The organism is Micromonospora echinospora (genome assembly GCF_900091495.1).
GTDB classification, from domain to species: domain Bacteria; phylum Actinomycetota; class Actinomycetes; order Mycobacteriales; family Micromonosporaceae; genus Micromonospora; species Micromonospora echinospora.
The window spans coordinates 6,012,899-6,039,286 of the sequence record NZ_LT607413.1 but is presented as its reverse complement, the minus strand read 5'-3'; the positions used below and the strand labels follow the sequence as shown (position 1 = coordinate 6,039,286).

Genomic DNA, 26,388 nt, shown 5'->3' with positions numbered 1-26,388 from the left:
GGCTATGCCTCCTCGGCGGCGAGCAGCGCCGCGACCTCGTCGTCGGAGAGCGCTTCCACCTGCGCGATCAGCAGGTCGATGTCGGCGCCGGACACGGGACGAACGTCGTCGATCGCGTGCGCGGCCTGGGCGACGGTGAAGCCCGTGGTGAACAGCAGGTCCACCGGCAGCTCGACGCCGTAGCCGGCGCGTACCCGGGCCATGAACTGGACCACCTGCAACGACTGGCCGCCGAGGGCGAAGAAGCTGTCCCAGACCGAGGCCGGTGCCACGCCCAACACCTCGGCCCAGAGCCGGGCAACGGCCAGTTCGGTGGGCGTCCGCGCGTCGGCCGGCCCGGCGGTCGGTCCGGCATCGGGGGGCGGGGGGAGGATCGCCCGGTGCAGTGCCGTGCCGGTGGCCAGCTCACGGGCGATCCGGTCCAGCCGGTCGGCGTGCCCCGCCGCATCTGTCGCCCGGTCCGGTGCGGCCGGCTCGTTCGGCTCGGCCGGCCCGTTCGTCGCGGGTGGGCCGGCCGGCACCGGCTGCTCCGGGGTGTACCGGACCGCTGCGGCGTCGGCCGCACCCATCCGGTGTACGCCCGTGGCCGGATCGGGCGGACCGGCCACCCGGGTCACGAAGTCCCGGGCCGGCTGGTTGCGCGCGGTCCGGCGGACCGGGACGTCGACCGTGTCGAGCCCCCGTTCCAGGGCCGCCGCGCCGATCGCGGCGAACACCCGGTGCTCCACGCCACGGCCCAGCACCCGGCAGCTCAGCAGCAGGTCGTCGACCCGCAGGGCGGTGCCGTCGACGGTCAGCGACACCAGGCCGACCAGGCCGTACGCGCCGAACCGGTCGGAGACGTCGACCGCCCAGCGCAGTTCGTCGGCGGTGGCGAAGTCGGCGGCGATGCGCCGTACCGTGCTGGTGTTGAACTGGTTGGTGCGCTGCGTGAGCTGGGCGAGCCGGTCGGCCTGCCCGGGCGTCGCCGGGGTCAGGCGCACCTCCAACCGCAGCCCGGCGACGAACTCGGCCAGCCCGGCGGAGCTGGCCCGCAGCTCGCGACGGCGGCTCTCCCGCTGGTACAGCTCGGTACGCAGCCGGTCCTCACCGGTGACCACCGGTCGGTCCAGCGCCCAGACGTGGCGCAGGTAGGACAGTGCCGGGGCGGCCCCCGCCGGCAGGTTGAGCACCAGCACCTCGGGACAGGCTGCGCGCAGCTCGGCGCACTCGGCCGGGCTGTCGTCGAGGAAGAGGAAGCTGTCCAGCCCGAGGTCGAGTTCGGCGGCCAGCTCGCGCAGCGTCTCGTGCTTGGGCCGCCAGTCCACCCGCAGGGCGGTGAGCTGGCTCAGCTCCAGCCCCAGCTCGGGGCGGCGCCGGAAGACCTCGCGTACCTCGGCCTCGCTGTTCTTGCTGCTCAGGCAGAGCAGGGCGCCGGCCTCCTGCTGCCGCACCAGCAGCCGGTGCAGCTCCTGGCGGTGCGGGCCGATCCGGATGCCGTCCACCCCGTCCTCGCCGACCACGCCGTCCCAGAGGGTGTTGTCGGCGTCGACCACTATCACCTTCGGGCGAGCCGTGCGCAGCGCGTGCAACCGGCGGACGACGGCGGTGCCGAGCACCGCGTAGCCGGCCGGGGTGTAAGGCACCCGGGCCAGCTCGTCGGCGTAGTCGTCGGCGTGGTGCGGCAGGTCGTACGCCTCGACGGTGTCGGCCGTGGTCAGCACGCCCACACCGGGGATCCGGCGCAGCTCCGCCGCGATCCGCTCCTCGATGGCGGTGAGGAACCCGCCGTCGGCCGGGTCGGCCAGCAGTGCGGGGCTGGCCGGGCAGAGCACCACCAGCAACGGCGCGCTCCGCTGGCGCGCGCTGCCGGCGACCGCCTTGACCAGCTCGTCGGCGACGCGTCGGACCGCCGCCCGCCCGTCGGCGCCGAGCGTCGCCCGGAGGTGCCCGGAGGGCGTCGGGTCGGGGCTCGGCGGGGCGTCGGCGGCCGAGGGCGGTGCCGGTGCGGCCGGCCGGTCGCGGGCCCAGTCCTGCGGTCGGACCAGTACGACATTGGCCCCGGGGCCGGTCCGCACCAGCGGGCCGTGCGGATCGAGCAGGTGTTGCAGCACCTGCCCGTACGGTGCGACGACCAGGTCGTGCGGCAGGCCCAGCTCGGCGGTCCAGTAGCTGAAGGTGGGGGCGAGTGGATCCGCGACGAAGGTGGCGGTGACCACCACCGGATAGTCGGCGCTGTGGTTTGCCATCGCTGCCCCGTACCCCACGTCGCGGTAAGTCGATCTTCATGTTGGTGCGGAACCACCGTAGGAACGCGCCGAGCGTACTGTCAATACTCTTAACAGTTGCCCCGTCGGGTTGGTCCGGTGATGGTCGACGGCCTTTCGTCGCGCGTCGTCACCACACAGTGGACATTGCCCGGCCCGGCCCGGCCGAACGAAGTCGATCTCGGGGGATCGCCCGACCCCGACCCTGACTGTTAGGACAGTCCACTTAACTGTAAGGACTACTTACTTATTGTCGTGCCGCTCACTACCGTGACTGCCAGCGCGCACGGACAGGGTCGCCCGTCGGCGGCTACCGGACCACCCAGGGCGCGTACGCAGACGAGGGGCCCAGATGCTGACCCACCCGGCGCACGCCCGCCACACCCTGATCGAGGTCGCGGACCTGCACCAGGACCCGCTGCCCCCGCCGGTACGCGCACACGTCCGGCCGCTGCGCGCGGTCCTCGACTGGGCCCGCGACTACCTGTGCCGCCCGCACCCCGAACTCGGCCGAACCGGCAACGTCTGCCCGTACGCTCAGGGGTCGCTGGACCGCAACGCGTTCTATCTCACCGTGGCGCCGGGCCGGGCACACCCGGCGGACGAGCTGGACCGACTGCTGATCCACCACCGGGACTGGCTGCTCGACCTCAGCCGCCACCGTGGCGATGCCGCCCAGTTCACCACGATCCTGATCGTCTTCCCGGACCTGGCCGCCGCCGACGTGCCCGAGGTCGTCGACCTCACCCAGGAGCGGCTCAAGGCGCGCTTCGTCGTGCACGGTCTGATGCTCGGCGAGTTCCACGCCGGCCCGCCGGCCAAGGGCGGGCTGTGGAATCCGGACTTCGCCGCGCTGCGTTGCCCGGTACCGCTGCTGGCCATCCGGCACATGGTGCCGACCGACTTCTTCTTCCTGCGCGACGATCCGGACAACGTCCGGGCCTACCTCGCCCGCTTCGCCGACCAGATCCCGCCGCACCTGCGCGAGACGGTGCGCCGCGCCGTCGACCAGCTCGGGCTGGCACCGGCCCCCGTCGGCGGTGCCGGTGCGCACTGACCCCCCGACGACGGTGCCGCAGCTGCTCGCGGCGCGGGCCGACGACGATCCGGACCGGGTCGCGATGCTCCTCGACGGGGTCGGCACGCTGACCTTCGGGCAGTGGCGGGCCGGGGCCGATGCGGGCGCGCACGACCTGCGGGGCCGGGGGGTACGCCGGGGTGACCGGATCGGGCTGGTCTTCGGCGGGGCGGACTGGCTCGACTACGCGGTCGCCTACGCGGCGGTCACCACGGCCGGCGCGGTCGCCGTACCGATCTCGGACCGGACCGGACCCGTGGCGGCCGACCTGCTCGCCAGGTGCGGCGCGACCGGGGTGCTGCACGGCCCTGCCGGTCCGCCGCCCGACACCGGACCCGCGCCCACCACCGGCCGGCCGGCGGCCGGCTCCTGGTGGACGGCGGCGGCCGGTGACCTCGGGCGCGGCGGTGCGCTTGGCCCGGTCGACGTCGAGGTGCGCCCCGGCGACCTCGCCCAGATCGTGCACACCTCGGGCACCACCGGCGCCCCCAGGGGAGTGGCCGCCAGCCATGCGAACCTGACCTTCGGCGCGACACCGCGACCGCGCCGCCGGGCACTGGCCCACTCCCGCCACTTCGTGCACGCCTTCCCGATCGGCACCAACGCCGCCCAGACCATGCTGCTGCAGGCGTTGACCGCCCGCCCGGCCGCCGTCGTCGCCGCACGCTTCGACGCCGAGGAGTTCGCCGCGCTGATCGCCCGACACCGGGCCGGCACGGTCTTCGTGGTGCCCTCGATGGCGATCGAGCTGCTGCGCGCCGGGGCGCACCGGCGGCACGACCTCGGCGACGTGCTGCTGGTCGCCTCGACCGGCGCGGCGCTGCCCCCGGCCGTCGCCCGGGATCTCACGGCCGCGCTGCCCGGGGCCACGGTGGTCAACAACTACACGTCGACGGAGGCCGCCCCGGCGCACACCACGGTGGTCTACGACCCGGACCGGCCCACCGCGCTCGGCCGACCGGCCGCCGGCGCCCAGCTGAGGATCACCGACGCGGACGGGGCGCCGCTGCCGCCGGGCGTGACCGGTGAGGTGTGGCTACGGGCGGAGACCGAGTCCCGCACGTACTTCGGCGACCCGGCCGCCAGCGCCACGGTCTTCCGGGACGGCTGGGTCCGGATGGGCGACCTCGGCCACCTCGACGCCGACGGCTACCTGCACCTGGTGGACCGGGAGGGGGACACCGTCAAGACCGGCGCCTTCAAGGTCTCCACCCTGCACGTCGAGTCGGTCCTGTTCGACCACCCGGACGTCGCCGACGCCGCCGTGGTCGGCCTGCCGCACACCACGCTCGGTGCGATGGTGGCGGCTGCCGTGGTGCCCCGCCGACCGCTCCCGATCGACGCGCTGCGGGCCCACCTGACCGACCGGCTCGCCCCACACGAGCGCCCGCTGCGCCTGGTCCTGGTCGACGCGCTGCCCCGCAACGACGGCGGGAAGGTGGTCCGGGCCGCACTGCGCGAGCTGTTCACCGACCAGCCGGACACCGTGGCCGGCCCGCCGGCGACAACGGCCGAGATCCGGCTCGCCGCGCTCTGGAACCGGGTGCTCGGCGGGCCGGCGGTCGGCCGGCACGACGACTTCTTCGCCCTCGGCGGGGACTCGCTACGGGCCGCCCAGATCGCCACGCTGGCCGCCGCCGAGTTCGGCGTGGACGTGCCCGCCTCGGTGGTCTTCGACCGGCCGGTGCTGGCCGCCCAGGCCGACTGGCTCGCCAGCGCCGCCCGCCCGGCCTCCACCGCCTCCGCCTCCACCGCCAGTGCCACGGCCACGGCCGCCTCGACCGCAGCCGTGACCGTGGCGGCACCGGAGCCGGCGACCGCTGCGGTCGTACCGGACGGCTGCGACGTGACGGTGGCCCTCACCGCTCAGCAGGAGAACTTCCTCGCCTGGATGTACGCCACCGACGAGCCCCGCGACCCGGGGCCGATCAGCGTCGCGATCCGGATCACCGACCGGTTCGACCCGGCCCTGCTCCGCGAGGCGCTCGGCGTCCTGGTGGCCCGGCACGAGGCGCTGCGGACGGTCTTCCGGCTCGTCGACGGCTCGCCCCGGGCGTACCTGCTGCCGGACTGCCCACCGGCGGTGACGGTCAGCACCGCGACCGACGCCCGGGAGGCCGCCGACCTGGTCCGCGCCGACCGGGAGCTGCGGTTCGGGCTGGCGCACGGGCCTCTGGTCCGGGCGATCGTGGTCCGGCTCGGCGTGGACGACCACGTCCTCGGGCTCGCCGTGCACCACCTGGTCTTCGACGGCTGGTCGATGGGGGTGCTGCTGCGCGAACTCGGCCTGGTCTACTCGGCGCTGCGTACCCACCGGCCGGCCACCCTGCCGGCGCTGCCGGTGTCGCACCCCGAGGCGGTGCGCTGGACCCGGGCCCAGTGGCCCCGGACCCGCCGCTACTGGCGGGACCGGCTGGCCGGAGCACCGACCGTCGTCGAGCCGTTTCCCGGCCGCCGGCACGCGGTACGGCTGCGCAGCGACTCGCGGGAGTTCCGGATCGACCCGGCGCCGGCCGGCCGGCTGCGCTCCCTGGCGACGCAGCGGGGCGCGAGCACGTTCATGCTGGTCGCGGCAGCCTGGGCGGCCGTACTCAGCGGCTGGAGCGGGGCGCGTGACCTCGTCGTCATGTCCCCGGTCCCGGGGCGCAGCCGGCCGGAGTTCGAGGCCCTGGTCGGCTGCCTGGTGCAGTCGCTGCCGCTGCGGATCGACACCGGCGGCGATCCGCCCTTCACCGACCTGCTCGACCGGGTACGCGGCACCGCGCTCGACGCGGTGGACCACCAGTACTACCCGTTCGCCGAGTTCTACGCCCGCTTCCCGGCCGCCGCCTGGCTCCGGTTCGAGAGCTGGGGCGGCGACCCGCACTTCCCCGGCCTGATCTCCGAGGGCTTCCCGTTGCCCCGGGCCCTGGACGCCGACTGGCCCACCCCGGACGGCCGGCCTGATCTCGGCGTACCGGAACTGGCCGTGGTGGAACAGCCGGACGGATCGCTGACCGGCTGGCTGCTCTGGAACTCCTACGCCTTCGACCCGAGCACCCCGCGCCGGCTCGCCGACACCCTGCTGCACCTGCTGCACGCGCTGCCCGACGGCGCCGGCGCCCCGATCTCCGACCTGGTCGACCCGGACCGGGCGACCCGATCCCCGCAGCGTCCCGGTGCCGGCCACCCGGTGCCCGAAACGGAGGCAGTGTGACCACGGTGGAGTCCTCCCGGCTCGGGCCGGCCTCGACCGCCCAGCACGGCCTGTGGTTCACCGAGCGGATCGGCCACGCCCGGTCCGCCTACCACATGCCACTGCCGGTACGCCTGCTCGGCGCACTCGACGTCGCCGCGCTGGCCGACGCCTGTGCCGCCGTCGTCGCCCGGCATCCGGCCCTCGGGTACGCCTTCGACGACACCGACGGGGAACTGTCGCTGGTCGCCGCCCCGCCACCCCGGCTGACCCGACGGTCGGTGGCCCCCGGGGAACTGCCCGCCGCCGTCCGCGCCGAGACGCTGCTCCCGTTCGACCCCCGACACGGCCCACTGGTCAGGTTCACCCTGTTCACCGTGGCACCGACCGAGCACCTGCTGCTGATCGTCGCCCACCACCTGGTCTTCGACGGCGAGTCCAAGGACCTGCTGCTGCGCGACCTGGGTGCGCAGTACGGCGCCCGGGTCGCCGGGAGCGCCCCGCCTGGCGGGGCACCGGTGCCGTACGCCGCGCACGTCGCCGAGGACGAGGCCCGGATCGCCGCCGGCGTGGCGGCGGCCCGGGCCTTCTGGGCCACCCGGTGGCGGGAGCCCGATCCGGTGGTGCTGCCCGGACTGCGCCGGCCCCAGGACGGCGTACGGGCCGGCGAGGTCGTCGGGTTCGACCTGCCCGAGCCGCACCGGCTGGCCCTGGCCCGGTACGCCGACGCCAGTGGACACACCCGGTTCGAGGTGCTGCTCGCCGCCGTGTACGCCCTGCTGTGCCGCTATGGCAACGGCACCCCGACGGTGGCGGTGGACCTCGGTACGCGTACCGGGGCGACCCGCGACACCGTCGGGCTGTTCGTCAACGAGCTGCCGCTGGCCGTGCACCCGGATCCGGACCGTCCCTTCGCCGCCCTGGCCGCCGCCACCCGCGCCGAGTTGCGGGACACGTACCCGGTCCGGGCGGTGCCGCTGGCCCGGGCCGTGTCGGGGCTGCGCCCCCGGGCCGCGCTGGCGCCGGTGTCGGTCAGCTACCGGCGCCGCACCGGGCCCGAGCCGGTCTTCGCCGGGCTGCGCGCCGAGGTCGACTGGGCCGGCTTCCACCACGCCGCCCGCAACGACCTGCACGTGCAGGTGGTCGACGGTCGGGACCGGACCACGGTGCACCTGCAGTACGGCGTCGACACGATCGACCCCGACAGCGTCGGCCGGATCGCCGGGCACCTGGTCACGCTGCTGGGCGCGGCGACCGCCGAACCGGGCACGCCGGTCGGCGCGCTGGCGCTGCTCGGCGAGGAGGAACGTCGGCTGGTGCGGATCGGCTGGGAGCCACCGTTCGGCGTCGAAGCGGCGCCACCGGCCGGTACGGTCCCGGAGCTGGTCAGCGCGTGGGCCGCCGCCACACCGGACGCGCCAGCCGTCGTCGCCGGTGACCGGGTGACGACGTACGCCGAACTGGACCGGGCCGCTGCCACCCTCGCCGACCGGTTACGGGCCGCCGGTGCCCGACCCGGGGTGCGGGTGGCGGTCCGGCTGCGCCGGTCGCCGGCCCTGCTGGTCGGCCTGCTGGCGGTGCTGCGCACCGGTGCCGCGTACGTGCCGCTCGACGTGGACCATCCACCGGCCCGACGGGCGTTCGTGCTCGACGACACCACCCCCGCGGTGCTGCTGGTCGAGGCCGGCACCCCGGACGAGGCGTCCACGCACCGCCCGAGGATGCTCTCCGTCGACGACCCGGCCACCACCGGGTCGGGCCCGCCGGCCCGGGAGCCGGTGCCGGCCGGGCCGGAGCCGGACGACGTGGCGTACGTGGTGCACACCTCCGGCTCCACCGGCCGACCGAAGGGCGTCGAGGTCACCCACCGGTCCCTGCGGTACCTGCTGGACGCCCTGCGTACCACTCTCGACAGCGGCCCGACCCACGGCTGGCTGGCGCTGGCGTCGGCGTCGTTCGACATGTCCAAACCAGAGCTGTTCCTGCCCCTGGTCACCGGCGGCCGGATCGTGCTCGCCGCCGAGGACGACACCCGCGACGGCGCCGCCCTGCTCGGACTGGTCCGCCGGCACCGGGTCAGCCACGTGCACGCCACCCCGTCGACGTGGCGGCTGCTGCTCGACGCCGGCTTCGCCGACCGTACCGTGGTCGGCCTCTGCGGCGCGGAACCACTGCCGCTCGCCCTGGCCCGTGAACTGCGGCCCCGGGTGCGCCGGCTGTGGAACCTCTACGGCCCGACCGAGGCCACCGTCTGGGCCAGCGCGGCGGAACTGCCCGAGCCGGTCGACGCGGTCACCATCGGCCGGCCGCTGCCCGGCACCCGCATCCACCTACTGGACTCCCGGGGGCGGCCGGTGCCGATCGGCGTACCGGGCGAGATCCACATCGGCGGGCCCGGGGTGGCTCTCGGTTACCTCGACCGACCCGCGCTGACCGCGCGCAGCTTCCTGCCCGACCCGTACGGCCCACCCGGCTCGCGTCTCTACCGCACCGGCGACCAGGGGCGGCTCGGCCCGGACGGCCGGCTGGAGTACCTCGGGCGGCTCGACCGGCAGGTGAAGATCCGGGGGCACCGGGTCGAGCCCGGCGAGATCGAGGCGGCGCTGGACGGGCACCCGGACGTCCGCCGCTGCGCGGTCGAGCTGCGCGACGACGGCACGGGGCCGCGCCTGGTCGCCTACGTCGAGTTCCGGACCGGCCGGCAGCCCTCCGCCGCCGACCTCCGGCGCCACCTGCGCGCGACGCTGCCCGGGTGGATGGTGCCGGAGCTGGTGGTGCCGCTGGCCGTGCTGCCGACCACGCCGAACGGCAAGCTCGACCGGTCCGCGCTGCCCGCCCCGGACCCCGTCGCCACCGCCGCCACCGCCGACGCCGACGCCACCGCCGACGGGGCGGACGCCATCGTCGCCGGCATCGTCGGGATCTGGCGACAGGTGCTGCGGGTCGACCGGTTCGGCCCGCACGACGACCTCTTCGACGACCTGGGCGGCCACTCGCTGAGCGTCACCCAGATCGCCGCCCGGATGCGCCGCCAGCTCGGCATCGACCTGCCGCTGCACGTCTTCTTCGACACCCCGACGATCGCCGGCGTCCTCGCCGCCGTCGTCGGCGGTGCCGGCGTCGGCGACCCGGCGAGCGCGGGAGCGAGCGGCGCCGATGACTGACCACGACGATCTTCGAGGAGTCCGTCCCATGCCGACCACCACCGACCCGGCGGGCGCGGACCGGCCCGGCCACGGCGGCGTGGCCGCCCTGTCACCGCAGCACCAGGAACTGCTGGCCCGGCGGCTGGCCCAGCTCGGCCTGGCGCCCACCGCCCCGCCGGCCGTCCCCCGGGTGCCGCGCACCGGCGGCGAGCAGAGCTTCGCGTGCTCCTCCGGCCAGCAACGGATGTGGCTGGCTACCCAGTTCGACCCGGCCGACCCGTCGTTCCACGTCGCCATGTCCCAGCGGCTCACCGGTGAGCTCGACGTCGGCGCGCTCCGCGCCGCCCTGGCCGACCTGGTCGCCCGGCACGAGATCCTGCGCACCGGCTACGTCGGCGTCGACGGCGAGCCCCGACAGGTCCTCCGGCCGACCGGCGAGGTGCCGGTGATCGAAGTCGACCTGCGGCACCTGCCGGCGACCGACCGCGAGGACCGGGCCCGGGACCTCGCCCGCGAGGCGTTCGCGGTGCCGTTCGACCTGGTCTCCGGTCCGGTGCTGCGGGCGTCGCTGTTCCGGCTCGCCGACGACGAGCACGTGCTGCTGGCGACCAGCCACCACATCGCCATCGACGGCTGGTCGATCGGCAACGCGCTGCGGGAACTCGCCGCGCTCTACGCGTGGCGCCTCGCCGGTGGCACCGGAGCACCGCCGCTGCCCGACCTGCCGGTGCAGTACGCCGACTACGCCGAATGGCAGCACCGGGGCATCGCCGACGGCGCGCTGGAGCCGGGTCTGGCGTACTGGCGCACCCACCTGGCGGCGCCCCGGGCCGACGCGCACCTGCCGATCGCCCGCCGGCACGCCGGCCCGGCCCGGGCCGGTGGCGCCAAGCGGCACCTGCGGATCGGCCCGGACCTCGTCGAGGGGCTGCGCGCGGCGGCCGGCGGCACCCGGGGCACCACCCCGTTCGTCACCCTGCTCTCCGCGTTCACGGCACTGCTGGCCCGCTACACCGGGCAGCGCGACGTCACCGTCGGCACCCTGGTGGCCGCCCGCACCCACGTGGAGCTGGAGCCCCTGATCGGCTACTTCGCCAACCCGATCGCGCTGCGTACCGACCTCGATCCGGACCTGACCTTCGCCGAGGTGGCCGGCCGGGTACGGCGCACCGTCATCGACGGCTTCGCCCACCAGAACGTGCCGTTCGACCTGGTCGTGCAGGAGGTGGCGCCGCGCCGCGACGCCGACCGGCACCCGTTCTTCCAGAGCGCGGTGATCCTGCACAACTTCACCGAGAGCGGCCCGTCGGCCTGGCCAGGGCTGTCGGTGAGCTGGTGGGACAGCCAGCTCGACGACATGCTCTTCGACCTGACCCTGGTCGGGGTGCCGCAGGCCGACGGCGGACTGGAGCTGACGTTCTCGTACCGCACCGAGGTCTTCGACGACGCCGACATCGGCCGGTTCGCCGGGCACTTCCGGCAGTTGCTGACCGCAGTGGTCGCCGCGCCCGGACAGCGCCTCGGCGACGTGGCACTGCTCACCCCCGACGAGCGGCACCGGGCCCTGGTCGACTGGCAGGGGCCGACCGCCACGCCGCTGGCCGGGAGCTTCCCCGACCTGTTCGCGCGCGCCTGCGCGACCACGCCGGACGCGATCGCGGTCAGCGACGACGTCGACCGGCTGACGTACCGGGAGCTGGCCGCCAGCGCCGACCGGCTCGCCGCGCTGCTGCGTGAGCGCGGGGTCCGGCCGGAGACACCTGTCGGGATCTGCCTGGACCGGTCGGTGTCGATGCTGGTCGCGGTGCTCGGTGTGTGGCGGGCCGGCGGGGCGTACGTGCCGCTGGACCCGGCGTTCCCCCCGGACCGGCTGCGGCTGATGGTCGACGACGCGGGCGTCACGGTGCTGGTGACGCAGCGGTCGGTGCGGAACCGGCTGCCGCAGCTCTGCGCCGGTCCGGGCGTGGTGTGCCTGGACGACGAGCGGCAGCGGCTGCGGGCACCCGCCCCGGCGGCCGGCGACCCCGGGGCGCCGCCACCGGTCCGGCCACCGCACGCCGGTCAGCTCGCGTACGTCATCTACACCTCCGGCTCGACGGGGCGACCCAAGGGGGTCGAGGTCACCCACGGCGCGGTCGCCAACCTGCTGCTGTCGTTCCGCCGCTCGCTCGGGCTCACCGACGCCGACCGACTGCTCGCGGTCACCACCCTGTCGTTCGACATCTCCGTGCTGGAGCTGCTGCTGCCACTGATCTGCGGGGCCCGGGTGCTGGTCGCCACCGCCGCCGAGGTCGCCGACGGTACGGCGCTGCGCGGGCGGGCCGAGGCGGACCGGGCGACAGTGCTCCAGGCCACCCCGGCGACCTGGCGGCTGCTGCTCTCCGCCGGTGGCGTACCGGCCGGGATCCGGCACCGGCTCTGCGGCGGTGAGGCGTTCTCCCGTGACCTGGTGCGGGAGCTGGCCGGGGGGCGGCTCTGGAACGTCTACGGCCCGACCGAGACGACGGTGTGGTCGGCGGCCGGCGTCGTCGAGCCCGGCGACGGGCCGGTGGCGATCGGACCGCCGATCGACAACACCCGGATTCTGCTGCTCGACGGCCGGGGCCAGCCGGTACCGGTCGGCGTCGTCGGCGAGGTCCACATCGGCGGGCTCGGGCTGGCCCGGGGCTACCACCGGCGACCCGCACTGACCGCGCAGCGGTTCGTGCCCGACCCGTTCGGCGACACCCCGGGCGGCCGGCTCTACGCCACCGGCGACCTGGCCCGCTACCTGCCGGACGGGCGGCTGGAGTTCCTCGGCCGGGGCGACCAGCAGGTCAAGGTGCGCGGCTTCCGGGTCGAACTCGGCGAGATCGAGGAAGCGCTGCGGGCCGAGGAGCGGGTTCGTGACGCCGCCGTCACCGCCTGGCACGGTGCCGGCGACGGCGACGCCCGACTCGTCGCCTACGTGGTCGGCGCGGAGTCCGGCACCGACCCCGCCGGGCTCTGGGCGGCGATCCAACCCGGGCTGGCCCGGCGGCTGCCCGGCTACATGGTGCCGGCGACCCTGGTGGTGCTCGACGCGCTGCCGCTCACCCCGAACGGCAAGGTGAACCGGCAGGCGTTGCCGGCACCGGACTGGGGCGCGACCGACGCCACCGCGTACGTCGCGCCCCGTGACCCGGTCGAGGAGGCGATCGTCGGGATCTGGGAGGAGGTGCTCGACGTACGCCCGATCGGGGTGGACGCCGACTTCTTCGCCCTCGGCGGGCACTCGCTGCTCGCCGAACGGGTGCTGGCCCGGGTCCGGGCGTACTTCCAGCTGGAGGCGCCGACCCGGGCGCTGTTCGAGGCGCCGACGGTCGCCGGGCTGGCCGCCGCGCTGACCGGACTGGAACCGGTACCCGGGCAGGTCGCCGCGGTAGCCGAACTGCGGGCGCAGATCGCGTCGATGTCGCCCGAGGCGGTCGAGACGATGCTGGCCCAGGAGGGCGCCCGGTGACCGCCTCGGCCGACCAGCTCCTCGCCGTCCTGCTGGCCCGGCGCGGCATCGAGGTCACCGGTACGCAGACGATCCGGCCCGGCGACCGCGCCGGCGACCTGCCGCTCTCCCCGGCCCAGCAGCGGATCTGGTTCCTCGACCGGCTCGGGGTCGGCGACTCGGCGTACGTGATGGGTAGCGCCCACCGGCTCACCGGCGCGCTCGACGCGACCGCCCTCGCCGCCGCGCTGCGACTGCTCGTGCGCCGGCACGAACCGTTGCGGACGTCGTTCGCCGAGCGGGCCGGCCACCCGGTGCAGGTGATCCTGCCGGCCGACGATCCCAGGACGGCCGTGCCGCTGCCCCTCGTCGACCTGGCGGAGACGCCCGCCGCGACCCGGCAGACCCGGCTGGACCGGCTAGCCCGGTACGAGCTGACCCGTCCCTTCGACCTCGGCCGGGCGCCGCTGGTCCGGGCTACCCTGGTCCGGCTCGCCGCCGCCGACCACGTCCTGCTGCTCGCCTTCCACCACGTCGTCTGCGACGACGTCTCGGCCCGGCTGCTGCTCGCTGAGCTGATCAGCGGGTACGCCGCACTCGTCGCCGGCCGGCAGCCGGCGTCCGAGGCGCCGCCGGTGCAGTACGCCGACTACGTACGCTGGCTTGGCGAGCGTGATCCGGCGGCACTGGCGGCGCAGGAGGCGTACTGGCGCGACCACCTGACCGGTGCGCCGGGTCAGCTCGACCTGCCCACCGACCGGCCCCGACCGGCGCGGCCCCGGTCCCCGGCCGGCACCCGGCCGTTCCGGCTCCCCGGTCGGCTGACCTCGGCGATCGAGGAGCTGCGCCGCCGCGAGGACTGCACCACGTTCACCGTGCTGCTGGCCGCGTTCACGATCCTGCTGGCCCGGCACAGTGGCCAGGAGGACGTGGTCGTCGGCGTACCGGCGAGCAACAGGTCGCTGCCCGAACTCGAGTCGATGGTCGGCATGTTCGTCAACACCCTGGCGCTGCGCACCGACCTGAGCGGCGATCCGAGCCTGCGCGACGTGCTGCGCCGGGTCCGGCAGACCAGCCTCGGTGGGCTCGGGCACCGGGACGTACCGCTCGAACGGGTCACCGAACTGGTCCGGCCGGCCCGGGGAGCCAGCCGGCAGCCGCTGTTCCAGGTGATGTTCGTGCTCAACGGCACCGACTCCGGCCCCGACCCGACGGCCGGCCCGGTGGACGCGACCGGCGGGCTGGCCGTGACGGCGGCCGGACTCGACGGCGGGACGGCCCGGTTCGACCTGACCCTGGTGGTGGTCGAGCGCGCCGGACAGCTCGCCGGCCAGCTCGACTACGACGCCGAGCTGTTCGACCCGGCGACCGCCGCACGGCTGGTGGCACACCTGGAGCTGGCGGTGGCCGCGCTGGCGTACACCCCGGAGCTGCCGCTTCGCGACCTCGCCCTGCACATCCCCGCCGACCGGGCCCGGTTGCACGCCGGCCTGCGGCCGGTGACCGGCGTGGCATCCGCCGGGGTCGACGCCCCTGGCCACGTCGACGCCCCCGGCTACGTCGACGACCTGGTGGCGGCGCAGGCCGCCCGGACACCACGGGCGCCCGCCGTCCTCGGCGACGGGCAGGTGCTGACCTACGGCGAACTCGACCGGCGGGTCGACCGGCTGGCGCGGCGACTGCGCACGGCCGGCGTCGGTCGCGAGGCGCCGGTCGGGATGGCCCTGCGGGCCGGCCCGGACGGGATCGTCGCACTGCTGGCCGTCATCCGGGCCGGCGGCGCCTACCTGCCGCTCGACCCTGGCCACCCGGTCGACCGGGTCGGCGCGCTGCTCGCCGACGCGGGCGCGACGATCCTGGTCACCGACGCGACCGGGCGTGACCTGCTCGCCGGCCTACCGGTCACCGTCGTCGACGTCGCCGACCCGGCCGACACCGCCGTCCCGACCCCGGCCGACGCCACGGTGTCGCGGGCCCGCCGGCCAGACCAGCTCGCGTACGTCGTCTACACCTCCGGCTCGACCGGCCGGCCCAAGGGCGTCATGGTGACCCACCGGACGCTGACCGCCCTGGCCACCTCCTTCCGTGACCGGCACGGTTTCGGCCCCGGGCAGCGGATCCTGATGATCCCGCCGCTGACCTTCGACGCGTCGGTCGGCGACGTGTTCCCCGCCCTGATCAGCGGCGCGGCGCTGGTGGTGCACCCCGACCCGGCTGCCCTCACCGGACCGGCGCTGGTCGACCTCTGCCGGGTCGAGGGCATCACCGCCGTGGACGCACCGGCGGCGCTCTGGCAGCGCTGGGTCGACGACCTCGACGGCCACCGGCTCCCCGCCGACCTGCCGCTGACCGTGATGATGGTCGGCGGTGAACGGGTGTCCGCCGACAAGCTCGCCGCCTGGCACCGGCTGACCGGTGGCCGGACCGCCTTCTACAACCACTACGGCCCGACCGAGGCGACGGTCTGCGCGACCGTGTTCCGGTCCGCGCCCGCCGACGGGGCCGAATCCGCCACCGGCGCCGCCGGGCCGGACTCCGGCGACGCCCCCACCGGCGGGCACCTGCCGATCGGCCGGCCGCTGCCGCACGTGCGGGCGTACGTGCTGGACCGGTGGATGCGGCCGGTGCCGTACGGCGCCGCCGGTGAGCTCCACCTCGGCGGCGACTGCCTGGCCCGTGGCTACATCGGTCGCCCGGACCTGACCGCCGCCGCGTTCGTACCCGACCCGTTCTCGGCGGCGCCCGGCGCCCGGCTCTACCGCACCGGAGACCTGGCCCGGGTCGGTCCGGACGGGCAGCTGGAGTTCCTCGGCCGGGTCGACCGGCAACTGAAGATCCGGGGGCACCGCATCGAGCCGGCCGAGATCGAGGCGGTGCTCGACGAGCACCCCGGCGTCGCCCGGTCGGTGGTGGTGGCCCGGGGGCAGCGGCTCGCCGCGTTCGTCGTGCCCCGTCAGGTGGCGCCGAGCGCCGACGAGCTGCGCGCCCACCTCCGCTCCCGGCTGCCCGAGTACCTGGTGCCGGCCACCGTCGTGGCGCTGGCGGAACTGCCGCTGACCGCGCACGGCAAGGTCGACCCGGACCGGCTACCCGCCGACACCCCGGACGAGCAGCGCCCCTTCACCGCCCCCGCCACCGCGACCGAGGTCGCGGTGGCTCGGATCTGGTCCCGGGCGCTGGACCGCGAGCGGGTCGGCGTCGACGACGGGTTCTTCGACCTGGGCGGTCACTCACTGCTGGCCGCTCCGGTGCTCAGCGAGGTCAACCGGCACTTCGGCACCCGGCTGCCGCTGCGTTCGCTGTTCGACGCCCCCGCGCTGGCCGCTTTCGCCGCGCTGGTCGACGCCGCCCTGCCCGACGCCCCTGCGCCCGATCCGGTACCCGCCGCTGCCATCGGCGCCCACCGCGGGCCGGACCTGCGCGCCGAGGCCGTACCCCCTGACGACGTGGCGCCACTCGGGACGTACGTGCCGGTGGCCGACCCGGCCGGGGTGCTGCTGACCGGAGCGACCGGCTTCCTCGGCGCGTACCTGCTCGACGACGCCCTGCGGCACACCACCGCCGACGTCTACTGCCTGGTCCGGGCCGGTTCGGAGGGCGCGGCGACGGCCCGGATCGAGGAGAACCTGCGCCGGTACGGGCGCTGGCGGCCGGGGTACCCGGCCCGGATCGTGCCGGTCGTCGGTGATCTCGCCGAGCCTCGACTGGGACTCGGCCAGCGGGCGTTCGACGCGCTCGCCGACCGGGTCGACGTGGTGCTGCACAACGGGGGCAGCGTCCACTTTGTCCAGCCGTATGAGCGGCTGCGGCCGGCCAACGTGTCCGGGACTGTCGAGGTGCTCCGGCTGGCGTCGCGCGGCCGGCCCAAGGCTGTGCACCACGTGTCGACGCTCGGCGTCTACCTGTGCCCGGCGTACGCCTCGCGGACCGTCACCGAGGCGCTGCCGCCCGACGAGCCCCAGGGCCTGCACGGCGGCTACAACGAGAGCAAGTGGGTCGCCGACCGGCTGGTGCGGACCGCCCGGGAGCGCGGCCTGCCGGTGTCGGTGCACCGGCCGGCCCGGGTGACCGGGGACAGCCGCACCGGCACCGGCAACGCCGACGACTACTTCAGCCGCCTGCTGCGTACCTTCGCCGAGACCGGCGCGGTACCGGCACTGGACCACGTCGAGGACATGGCACCTGTCGACGTGGTGGCCGCCGCCATCGGCCGGCTGTCGCGGCGCCCCGACGCGCTCGCCGCCGACCGGCACTACTTCCGGCCGGGGCTGTCCTACCCGCAGATGGCCGAGGTGCTGGGCGGGCTCGGCATCCCGGTCCGACTGCTGCCGTACCGGGACTGGCGGGCCGGTGTGCTGCGTGCCGGCCCGTCGGTCGCACTCGGGCCGTTCGTGCCGACGCTGGCCGAGGAGGACGGGCCCCGCGAGCATCCGTACTTCGACTGCGTCCACACCGAACGGGCGACCGACGCGGCCGGGGTTCCCACCCCGCCGCCCGCGGCGACCCTGCTGCGGCGCTACCTGAGCGCCCTGCGCCTGGGCGGAGAGGCGACCGGTAGCGCGTGACCGGGTGGGCGTCGCCCACCCCGGGGCGCGGGGCGGGTGCCGGGCGACGCCCGCCGGCCGGTTCCGCCGCTGGTTCCTCAGTGATGATCAAGCTGCGGGGTAGGGGCCGTTCGCGGGTGAGCCGTCGCGGGCGGAGCTGGAGCAGTTCTTCTTCCTGTTCCCTCCGCCACCACCTGGAACGACTGACCAGCTGAGCTAACCCAGCCCCGGCCCGGTGACCACCGGGCCGGGGCTTAGCGCCAACTTCCGTTCCGTTCTTCCTCAACCCCCGACGGGCGGCAACGGCCCTCGCACCCCACGTCGGGCACCCTCACCTCCGTCGCCGGACGGGAAACGACGATGCCGTGCCGCGTCGGCGCTGCTAACGTCACGGTCGTGGCACGAGGTATCTGGTCGCAGAAGGTCCGCTCCGCCCGCTGACGGCGGCGCCTCCTCCCTGTCGAACGCGCTCGCCGTCCCGGTTCCCGCCGGGCGGCCACCTGACGCTGCCCGGCTCCCCTGCGAGCTGCGGAGCACCGTTGAACCTCACCCCGAATCCCGAAACCCTGCCGCTCGACGCGGGTGGCAGCGCCCACCTGCGCGCCGTCGGCGTCACCGTCGTCCGCGGATCCCGGCGTGTCCTGAACGACGTCTCGGTCACCGTCTCCGCCCGGTCACGGATCGCCGTCGTCGGCGAGAACGGCCGGGGCAAGAGCACACTGCTGCACGTCCTCGCCGGCCTCGTCCGGCCCGACGAGGGCACCGTGCACCGGGCCGGCACGCTCGGTCTGGCCCGCCAGGAGCTGACCGTCCGTGCTGGTCAGACCGTCGGCACCCTGACCTCCGAGGCATTGGCGGCCTCGCTCGCGGCCCTCGCCGCACTGGACGAGGCGGTCGACGCCGTGGCCGCCGGTGACCCCACTGCCGACGACCGCTACGCTGCCGCGCTCGACGCCGCCACCCGACTCGACGCGTGGGACGCCGAACGTCGAGTCGACGTCGCCCTGGAGGCCCTCGACGCCTGCCCGGACCGGGACCGACCGTTGTCGACGCTGTCGGTCGGGCAGCGCTACCGGGTGCGGCTGGCGTGCCTGCTCGGCGCACGGCACGACGTGCTGCTGCTCGACGAGCCGACCAACCACCTCGACGCCGGCGGGCTGGACTTCCTGACCCGCAGGTTACGCGAGCACGACGGCGGTCTCGCCGTCGTCAGTCACGACCGGGCGCTGCTGCGCGAGGTCACCGACCGGTTCCTGGACCTCGACCCGGCCCGCGACGGCAGAGCACGCCTGTACGCCGGGGGCTACGACGCCTGGCAGGACGCCCGGCGTCGCGAACGTGAGCGCTGGCAGCAGGAGCACGATGAGCAGCAGACCGAGCAGCGGCGGCTGCAGGACGCGGTGTCCCGGGCCCGGGACCGGCTCTCCACCGGCTGGCGACCGGACAAGGGGACCGGTAAACACCAGCGCCAGTCCCGTGCGCCGGGCGTCGTGCAGGCGCTGCGCCGTCAGCAGGAGGCCCTGACGGCGCACCGAATCGACGTGCCGGAGCCGCCTCCGACGTCGCGCTGGCCCGACCTGCGCGTCCGGCCGGGTGCGCCGCAGGTGCGCGCCCACAATGTCGCCGTCGACGGGCGGCTGGCCGGTCCGGTCGACCTCGCCCTCGACGGCGGCGACCGGCTGCTCGTCACCGGAGCGAACGGCGCCGGAAAGTCCACGCTGCTCGCGGTGCTGGCCGGCGCGCTCCCACCCACCGACGGACACGTCTGGACGGCGACGGACGCCCGGGTCGCCCTGGTCGGTCAGGAGACGAGCGAGCAGGAGCCCGACCTCACCGCCGGAGAGGTGTACGCCCGCCATGTGGGGCGGCTGGTGGCGTGCGGTGCGCTGCGGGACACCGACGCCGTTGCGCTCGGGTCGCTCGGGCTGCTGGACTCCGAGGCGTCGCGCACGCCGGTCGGGCGACTGTCGCAGGGGCAGCAACGGCGCCTCGACCTGGCGTTGGCGCTGGCCGGACGACCGAGCCTGGTCCTGCTCGACGAACCCACCAACCACCTGTCGTCGGCTCTGGTCGACGAGCTGACCGGGGCGATACGCGCGACGAGCGCCGCCGTGGTGGTCGCCAGCCACGACCGGCAACTGCTACGCGATCTCGCCGACTGGCCGCGCCTGGAGATCGAGGGCCGGTAGGGGAGGAGGGGAGGTGACGACCACGGGGCCCTGAACCGGGCCGGACACGCCCGCGCCACCGGGTTCCGTCCCGGTGGCGCGGGCGCCGTCCGGAGACGACGCCCCGGATTCCAGCCGACCCGGGCAGAGGGCCGTGGCCGGAAGTCCGGATCACTGGTAGTAGCAGCTCTCCTGGATGACCCTGCTGCGCTCCAGCTGACCCACGGTCCCGTCGTAGCGGGCGAGGTAGTGGTAGGTCCCCCGGTAGTCCAGGATGCGGACCAGCGAGCCCTCGGGGACCCAGATCCCCGAGGTCGGGCTCGTGTACAGGATCGCGGAGCTGTTGGTGCGGCACAACTGGTTCGGTTGGGCCGCCTGGGCGGCGGTCGGCACCGCCGTGATCATGGCTGCGGTCAGGGCGGCGGCACACGCCGCGCCGCGCAGGAGGGTCCGCATGAGGTTCCTCATTCCGTGTCAGGTCCGAAGCTCTCTGGGACGGTAATCGACAACTGTGACCAACAAGAGACGCGGCAATTGACGATTGTGAATGGAGTGTGTGACCGGGACCAGGGGGGCGAGAAAGAACGGGACGGAAATCGGCGCCCAGCCCCAGCTCCGGTGGCCCTGGGCCGGTGGGACAGTCGAGCGGCCGCGTGGTGGTGTTGGCCCGGCGCTTGGGTAGCCGTCCCAGACCGTCACGTATGTGATCCTGGGGGCGGTGGTGACCTCCCCTGTGGTTGTTGACTCACCGATAGGCCGGGGGGCGCTGGTTGGGCACCGCCTGGACTACGTCGAGGCCGGAGGTGTTCAGCAACCTGTCGACGGCGCTCTGATCCGCGCCTATTCCTGCCCAGTGAGTGGCGACATCACTGGTGAAACACCAACGGCGATCGGCCGGCCAGACGAAGGCGGGGACCGGACCGGAGTCGCCGTCGAACGGCCCGTCGCTGCCTTCGATGTAGTCCCCGAGACGGCCGGTGAACAGGACGTACCGGCGGTGCGGAACGGTTACCAGCGGGCCGTGCCGTTCGGCCGCCGACAGGGCACGTCCGGCGACGCCCTTTCAGATGCAGAAAAAGCACCGGTCAGGCGTCGTCGTGAATTCAGCGAGGACGTGCAACGCACGTCGCGCCTGCGGCGACCACAACTCGCGTTCGGCCGGAAGATCGACGTCGGTCTCGAGCTGACCGGGCGAGATTGGATCGGGGATGTACCGCAGACGGGCGTACGCCTCGTAGCCGGCGGGCCCGAATGTGATCAGCTGGTCCGCAGGGGCCCGCGAACGCGCGAGCCAGGCCGCGGCAGCCACGTCCGCCGTATGCCTCAGAACCATGTCTCTCGGTCAATCAAGATCTGCCGCCCGATAGTGGGGAGCCTCCAGCGGCGGCCGGCGACGGGAGCGCGCCGGTCGGCGAGGAACAGCGGGCCGACGGTGCGGCCGGCCAACAGCCGGGACAGGAGCCGTGCGGTCGGGGTTGCCCAGTGCACGTAGGCGCGATCGCCTCCTTTCTCGGTGACGAGGGCGCGGTGGAACTCGATATCGAGGTGTCGGGTACGTCGAGGTCGAGGATCTCCTCGGCGCGGGCGCAGGTCTCGTAGGACATCCGCCAGGGCGCCCGCTCGCGCAGTGGGTTGCGGTCGTCGGTGAACAGTTCGCGGCCCGTTCGTCCGAGCGGGGCCATCGTTTGCTCGTAGAGCTGCGGAGTGAGCGCGGCGACCGGCACCTGGTCGCCGACGGTCTCGCGGAGCCGGCGCAGGGTCTCGGTGTGTGTGGCGCGGGGTGGCCGGGGCGTCGCGGAACCGGTCGAGGAACGCGTCGACGGCGACCACGAGCACCACCGGGCGGCAGCGGGATCACGGACACCTCGGCGAGTTCCTTCCGGCGATGTGACACAGAATGTGGTGGAGCCGCCGCCGCGGCGACAGCGCCCCGCAGTGCCTGAGCTGCGATCGAACCACTTTTACGCGGACCCGGATTGAGGCTAGTCGTCCGGCTCCAGTAGGTAGGCACCCCTTCGGAAGTGAGTGTCGTTAGAGGTCGCTGATAGACCAGCACAGCTAGCACCGTATCGGCCGTTCGGTCGCCTGTGGTTGCCGATCGGCCATTTTCATGTGCGTGTGCCCATTCACGACGGCTACCAAGTACGGGTGACCAACGAGATAACCGTTCCCCTGCTGCCCTGCGCGTCCATCGACGACATCGTCGCCTTTTACGAGGTGCTCGGTTTCCACACCACTTACCAGCAGCGCAAGCCCAACCCGGCGGTGGGGCTGCAACGTGAAGATCTACATCTGCAGTTTTTCGAGATCGCGGGGTTCGATCCGGCGCAGTCCTACGGTTCGTGTCTCGTGCTGACCTCGGACACGGGGCAGCTGTACCGGGCTTTCGCGGCGGGTATGCGCGCCGCGTACGGCAAGGTGTTGGTCTCCGGGACGCCGCGGATGACCCGGCCCCGGGCGCGGAAGAACGCCGACGGGATGAGCGGCTTCAGCGTCATCGATCCTGGAGGCAACTGGATCCGCGTCTTCCAGAGCGCCCCGGCGTCCCCCGCGCCGGCGCCGACTGGGCGGCTGGGCAAGGCGATGGCGAACGCCGTCGTGCAGTCCGACTCCAGAGGGGACGCCCGGCAGGCGGCCCGGATCCTTGACAGTGCGTTGGCACGTCCCGAGGCAGATGACGACCCGGTCGCGTTGGTGGAGGTGCTCGTCTACCGCGCTGAGGTCGCGATGGCCCTGAACGATCCGGCCACGGCGGTCGAGATGCTGGCCCGTGTTGACCGTGTCGCGTTGAGCGCGGACGACGCTACCCGGGCTGCTGCTGCGTATGAGGCCGCTACCGACCTTGCGGCAGCGCTGTCCTAGGCGCCGCATTCAGCCGAAGCCGTGCCCTGACTGAGACCTTGAGCCAGGGCACGGTCAGCTATTTGCCGGGAGCGGCCTCGGTCAGCCGTAGTGGCCGGTAGCCGTCGGTGTCGACTCAAGGACGATCGACGAGCCGATCACACCTGCCCGAACAAGACCGCATCGGTACTCACACGTCGTCCTCTCTCATAGCGCACGGCAGGTCCTGAGGTAGCTGAGGAACGAGGCCTGCAGGCCGGTCACGTGCGTTTCGCGCAGGACCGCGCTGGTGACGGCTCCGCCGCGGGCGGTCAGGCGGTGCAGGACGGTGGCCGTGTGCTTCGCGAGGTTCTGGTAGACGGCCAGGTCTCCGAGAAGCTCTCGGTCGTTGACGGTCAGGTGAAGCTTGGCGGCAGGTAGGCTGTCGCCCATCTTCTCGAGCAGGGCGAAGACCTGACTGTCTTCACTGACAACGCCGGGACTGCCTGCTCCGATGCTCTCGAAGAGCGTACTGCCGGTGAGCCAGGCATAGAGACTGAAGAGTCCGCCGTAGGAGTAGCCGAAGAGGCCGTGACCCCTCATGGCTGTGCCGTAGTCGTGCACGATCCGCGGGTGCAGTTCCGCGGTAAGGAAGCTCAGGAACGCGTCGGCGCGGGAGGCGCGTAGCTCGGCGAGATAGGCGTCGGCTTCCTCGCGTGTCATCGCGCCCGTTTGGAGTGCCATTTCCACGGCATCGACGAATTCCTTGGCGATGGGCTCGCCGGGTGGCACGAGGTCTCTGTTGCGCAGCCGTTCCCAGTGGCGGGCTTCCTCACCCGCGTAGCCGACGCTGACTTGGATGTAGGGCTGGATCCGCTGCATGGGGTCCCGCTGGGTGACGATGAGCGGAGCCGTCATGCCCACGGCCCAGTTGCCGTCGAGCACGTACACGACAGGCGCTCGCGTCGTGGCGGGGTCGTAGCCCGGTGGCGTGGTGACCCAGACGCCGTAGTCGTGCCCTCCGCTGGAACGCGTCTCGAAATAGTCCGTGTCGGCCAGGCAGCCCTGCCACATGGTGCTCATCGCAGGTCCTTTACAGCGCGTCCGGCCTGGACGAGCACGAGGTCTGCTTGCATGCCGGGAGCGATGCCCCCCACCTCGCTGGACAGGCCGAGGATCTCGGCATTGGTCTTCGTGGCCGCCGCGAGAGCTTCCATCGGTGTCTCGAGTTCCGCACGCAATCTCAGCTCCTCGGTTCTGAGCCGGACCGATGAGATCGGAACCCAGCCCGATCCGTACTTCGGCCTCCCTGGCGACAGCGAACGTCCCACGACTCGTCCCCTCCGTCGTTGCGAGCCGACTGAGACCATGTGTGAAGCACCATGGCACCGCCAGTCGGTCTTTTCCAATGGATAAACTGTGGGAGTGGTCCTGTCAAGCACGGAACGCAAAGGCGACGCACGCGAGCGTCTCTTGGCCCGGCTCCTCGACGCCTTCGAGGAGGAGCTTCCCTCACCGGAGGTGTCGCTCCGTGAGATCGCCGCCAGGACCGGGACCAGCCACGCCCTCCTGCGGTACCACTTCGGGTCGCTCTCGGGTGTCTTGGCGGCCATGCTCAAGGCACAGCGATCTCGGGACAACGAGGCGCTCTTCGAGGCCGCCCAGCAAGGCAGCTTCGACGACCTCTTCGTCGCGATCTGGCGGGCCTACACGCGACCGGAGCAGCTGTCGCGTGTCCGTGGCTTCTTTCACGTCGTAGGACTGGCCGCGCACAACCCGGAGGACTTCCGTGAGTTCATCGACTCGCTCGATGACCTGACCAAGATGCTGGCCTCGCTGGCGGAACGCGAAGGGCTCGACGCCAAGGAAGCGCTGACTTTGGCCACCGTCACCATCGCCGCGATGCGTGGCCTGCTCTTGCAGGAGGTTCTGACACCAACAGCCCACTCGGAGGACGCGGTCACCTTGATCCTGCGCATAAGCAAGAACCAATCCGTGCCACGGACACACCCGGGGCCTTGAGCAGGTAGTCGCCCTTCGCCGCCACTCGGTTATCTGCATCTGTGTGAGCCGGGCTGGGCCGGTGGGCCCGCCCTGGACGACAGCGTCCGCGTCTCGCTGCGCGAGGCGTTCAGCGGAGTGATCATCGCAGCCGGCAACGTCGACGTGGCCAAGGGGGAGAAGGTGGTCGGTGCGGGTTGGGCCGACGCTGTCGCGTTCGGCAAGCGCTTCATCAGCACCCCGACCTGTCCCACCGGATCGCCAACGATCTGCCCCTCAACCCGCTGCGCCCCGAGCTGATCTACCGCGACGGAGCCGAGGGGTACACGGGGCCTGAGGAACATCCGTGTCAGATCGTGCGCTAAGCGGTCGCCGGGCCTGGTGGGCGGCTGACGGGGTGTCGGTCGTGGGGTGGGTCTGAAGTTGTTCCACGGATAACGCCCTATTATCTGCGGGAGCCTGGTTCGTCACCTGCGGTGCCGCTCCCCGGGCTGTACGTGAAGCGGCCCTGTTATCCGTGGCAAGGGGGAGCGGTGCCCACCGTCGTGCAACTGCCGACCGGGAAGGCGTTGACCGTCCGCGCGGCGGCGGACGCCTTCCTCGACTCGCTCCGCAACCCGAACACCGTCCGCAGCTACTTGACCGGCGTCGGCAAGACCGCCGAGCGGATCGGGGAGGCCCGCCCGCTCGGGTCGGTCGCGGACGACGAGATCGGCGAGGCCCTGGAACTGCTGTGGGGCACCGCGGCGGTCAATACCTGGAACGCCCGCCGGGCGGCGGTGCTGTCCTGGCTGGGCTGGTGCGCGCAGCACGGCTACGACGGCCCGGCGGTGCCGTCCTGGACGAAGCGGCTGGCGGTGCCGGACTCCGAAACGCCGGCCCGCTCGAAGATGGCCGTGGACCGGCTCATCGCACGCCGCGAGGTGCACCTGCGGGAGAAGACGCTGTGGCGGATGCTCTACGAGACCGCCGGGCGGTCGGAGGAGATCCTCGGCGTGAACATCGAGGACCTGGACTTCGCCGGGCGCCGCTGCCTGGTCAAGTCCAAGGGTGCCCGGAGCAAGGCCCGTCGCCGAGGCCAGGCCCGGGAGGACTTCGTGCTGGAGACCGTCTTCTGGGACGCCGGCACCGCCCGGCTCCTGCCCCGTCTGCTGCGCGGCCGTACCCGCGGGCCGGTGTTCGTCACCCACCGCCGCCCCGGTCCGGGGAAGGTGGTCAGCCCGCGCGACGTGTGCCCGGACACCGGCCTGGCCCGCCTCTCCTACGGACAGGCCCGCGCGCTGCTGGACGAGCACACCGCCATGCGCGGCCCGGGAACCGGCTGGGACCTGCACGAGTACCGCCATTCCGCCCTGACCCACCTCGGAGAGCAAGGCGCCTCGCTGCTGATGCTGATGGCGAAGTCCCGGCACAAGAAGCCGGAGAACGTCCGCCGCTACTTCAAGCCCTCTCCCGAGGCGATCTCGGAGCTGACCAGCCTGCTCGCCCCCGGCGACGCGCGCCGCTGACCCTGCTGTCACCGGCGTGCCCTGTCGTGGAGACCCCCACGGCCAGACGCGTACCGCCGTCCGCCGCCGCGCCGGGAGCGCAGTCGGCCAAGGTCTTCCGGGGCCCCGCGCAGAAGCACGGAAGACCTTTCGTCCGGCCCTGTCGGCCCGGCCGTAGCTTCCAGCGAAGAACCGGTGCGTGCCGTGCCGACCGATGCCGGCCAGAGGCGCCAGCAGGCCGGGCACGGCAACGTCCGAACGGC

At 73.6% G+C, this 26,388-nt stretch carries 15 protein-coding genes; 10 read left to right on the top strand and 5 right to left on the bottom strand.

All coding sequences use genetic code 11. From position 1 onward, the window contains the following. Window positions 1–2: 2 nt before the first annotated feature. Window positions 3–2,228, bottom strand: a complete 2,226-nt coding sequence (locus GA0070618_RS25970; protein ID WP_088983959.1) for an HAD-IIIC family phosphatase — start codon at window positions 2,226–2,228, stop codon at window positions 3–5. A gap of 370 nt (window positions 2,229–2,598) precedes the next feature. Between GA0070618_RS25970 and GA0070618_RS25965 the strand changes: the two genes are divergently transcribed. From GA0070618_RS25965 to GA0070618_RS25940, 6 genes are all read left to right on the top strand, one after another. Beyond that, complete coding sequence (locus GA0070618_RS25965; protein ID WP_088983958.1) at window positions 2,599–3,303, top strand: DUF6875 domain-containing protein; 705 nt, start codon at window positions 2,599–2,601, stop codon at window positions 3,301–3,303. Next, complete coding sequence (locus tag GA0070618_RS25960) at window positions 3,293–6,520, top strand: condensation domain-containing protein (RefSeq protein WP_197701640.1); 3,228 nt, start codon at window positions 3,293–3,295, stop codon at window positions 6,518–6,520. Before GA0070618_RS25965 ends, GA0070618_RS25960 begins: the two co-directional genes overlap by 11 nt. Next, window positions 6,517–9,663, top strand: a complete 3,147-nt coding sequence (locus tag GA0070618_RS25955) for a non-ribosomal peptide synthetase (protein WP_088983957.1) — start codon at window positions 6,517–6,519, stop codon at window positions 9,661–9,663. Before GA0070618_RS25960 ends, GA0070618_RS25955 begins: the two co-directional genes overlap by 4 nt. A gap of 28 nt (window positions 9,664–9,691) precedes the next feature. Then, complete coding sequence (locus tag GA0070618_RS25950) at window positions 9,692–13,126, top strand: non-ribosomal peptide synthetase (RefSeq protein ID WP_170107920.1); 3,435 nt, start codon at window positions 9,692–9,694, stop codon at window positions 13,124–13,126. Continuing rightward, on the top strand, window positions 13,123–17,670 hold the full coding sequence (locus GA0070618_RS25945) for a non-ribosomal peptide synthetase (protein ID WP_088983955.1): 4,548 nt from the start codon (window positions 13,123–13,125) through the stop codon (window positions 17,668–17,670). The genes GA0070618_RS25950 and GA0070618_RS25945 overlap by 4 nt, the downstream gene beginning before the upstream one ends. A gap of 518 nt (window positions 17,671–18,188) precedes the next feature. Beyond that, window positions 18,189–19,838, top strand: coding sequence for an ABC-F family ATP-binding cassette domain-containing protein (locus tag GA0070618_RS25940; protein WP_088983954.1), 1,650 nt, complete (start codon window positions 18,189–18,191; stop codon window positions 19,836–19,838). 150 nt (window positions 19,839–19,988) lie between these two features. Here GA0070618_RS25940 and GA0070618_RS25935 read toward each other — a convergent pair whose 3' ends face one another. Continuing rightward, entirely contained in the window at window positions 19,989–20,273 is a 285-nt protein-coding gene (locus GA0070618_RS25935; protein WP_143740456.1) for a hypothetical protein, read from the bottom strand. A gap of 607 nt (window positions 20,274–20,880) precedes the next feature. Next, the gene (locus tag GA0070618_RS25925; RefSeq protein ID WP_143740458.1) at window positions 20,881–21,126 is read right to left on the bottom strand and encodes a hypothetical protein; all 246 of its coding nucleotides are present in this window, start codon (window positions 21,124–21,126) and stop codon (window positions 20,881–20,883) included. Between the two features lie 839 nt (window positions 21,127–21,965). On the opposite strand from GA0070618_RS25925, the gene GA0070618_RS25915 reads away from it, so the two are divergent. Next, entirely contained in the window at window positions 21,966–22,679 is a 714-nt protein-coding gene (locus tag GA0070618_RS25915; RefSeq protein WP_088985847.1) for a VOC family protein, read from the top strand. Between the two features lie 186 nt (window positions 22,680–22,865). Here the strand turns inward: GA0070618_RS25915 and GA0070618_RS25910 are convergent, their stop codons facing one another. After that, window positions 22,866–23,720: an alpha/beta hydrolase gene (locus GA0070618_RS25910; RefSeq protein ID WP_088983951.1), complete on the bottom strand. Its 855-nt coding sequence runs from the start codon at window positions 23,718–23,720 to the stop codon at window positions 22,866–22,868. Next, the gene (locus tag GA0070618_RS25905) at window positions 23,717–23,878 is read right to left on the bottom strand and encodes an amidohydrolase family protein (RefSeq protein WP_197701639.1); all 162 of its coding nucleotides are present in this window, start codon (window positions 23,876–23,878) and stop codon (window positions 23,717–23,719) included. Before GA0070618_RS25905 ends, GA0070618_RS25910 begins: the two co-directional genes overlap by 4 nt. A 184-nt stretch (window positions 23,879–24,062) precedes the next feature. Between GA0070618_RS25905 and GA0070618_RS25900 the strand changes: the two genes are divergently transcribed. From GA0070618_RS25900 to GA0070618_RS34900, 3 genes are all read left to right on the top strand, one after another. Next, window positions 24,063–24,659: a TetR/AcrR family transcriptional regulator gene (locus GA0070618_RS25900; protein WP_088983950.1), complete on the top strand. Its 597-nt coding sequence runs from the start codon at window positions 24,063–24,065 to the stop codon at window positions 24,657–24,659. Between the two features lie 117 nt (window positions 24,660–24,776). Beyond that, the gene (locus tag GA0070618_RS34105; protein WP_172900334.1) at window positions 24,777–24,938 is read left to right on the top strand and encodes a hypothetical protein; all 162 of its coding nucleotides are present in this window, start codon (window positions 24,777–24,779) and stop codon (window positions 24,936–24,938) included. Window positions 24,939–25,171: 233 nt separating this feature from the next. Beyond that, entirely contained in the window at window positions 25,172–26,146 is a 975-nt protein-coding gene (locus tag GA0070618_RS34900) for a tyrosine-type recombinase/integrase (protein WP_088983948.1), read from the top strand. Window positions 26,147–26,388 lie beyond the last annotated feature (242 nt).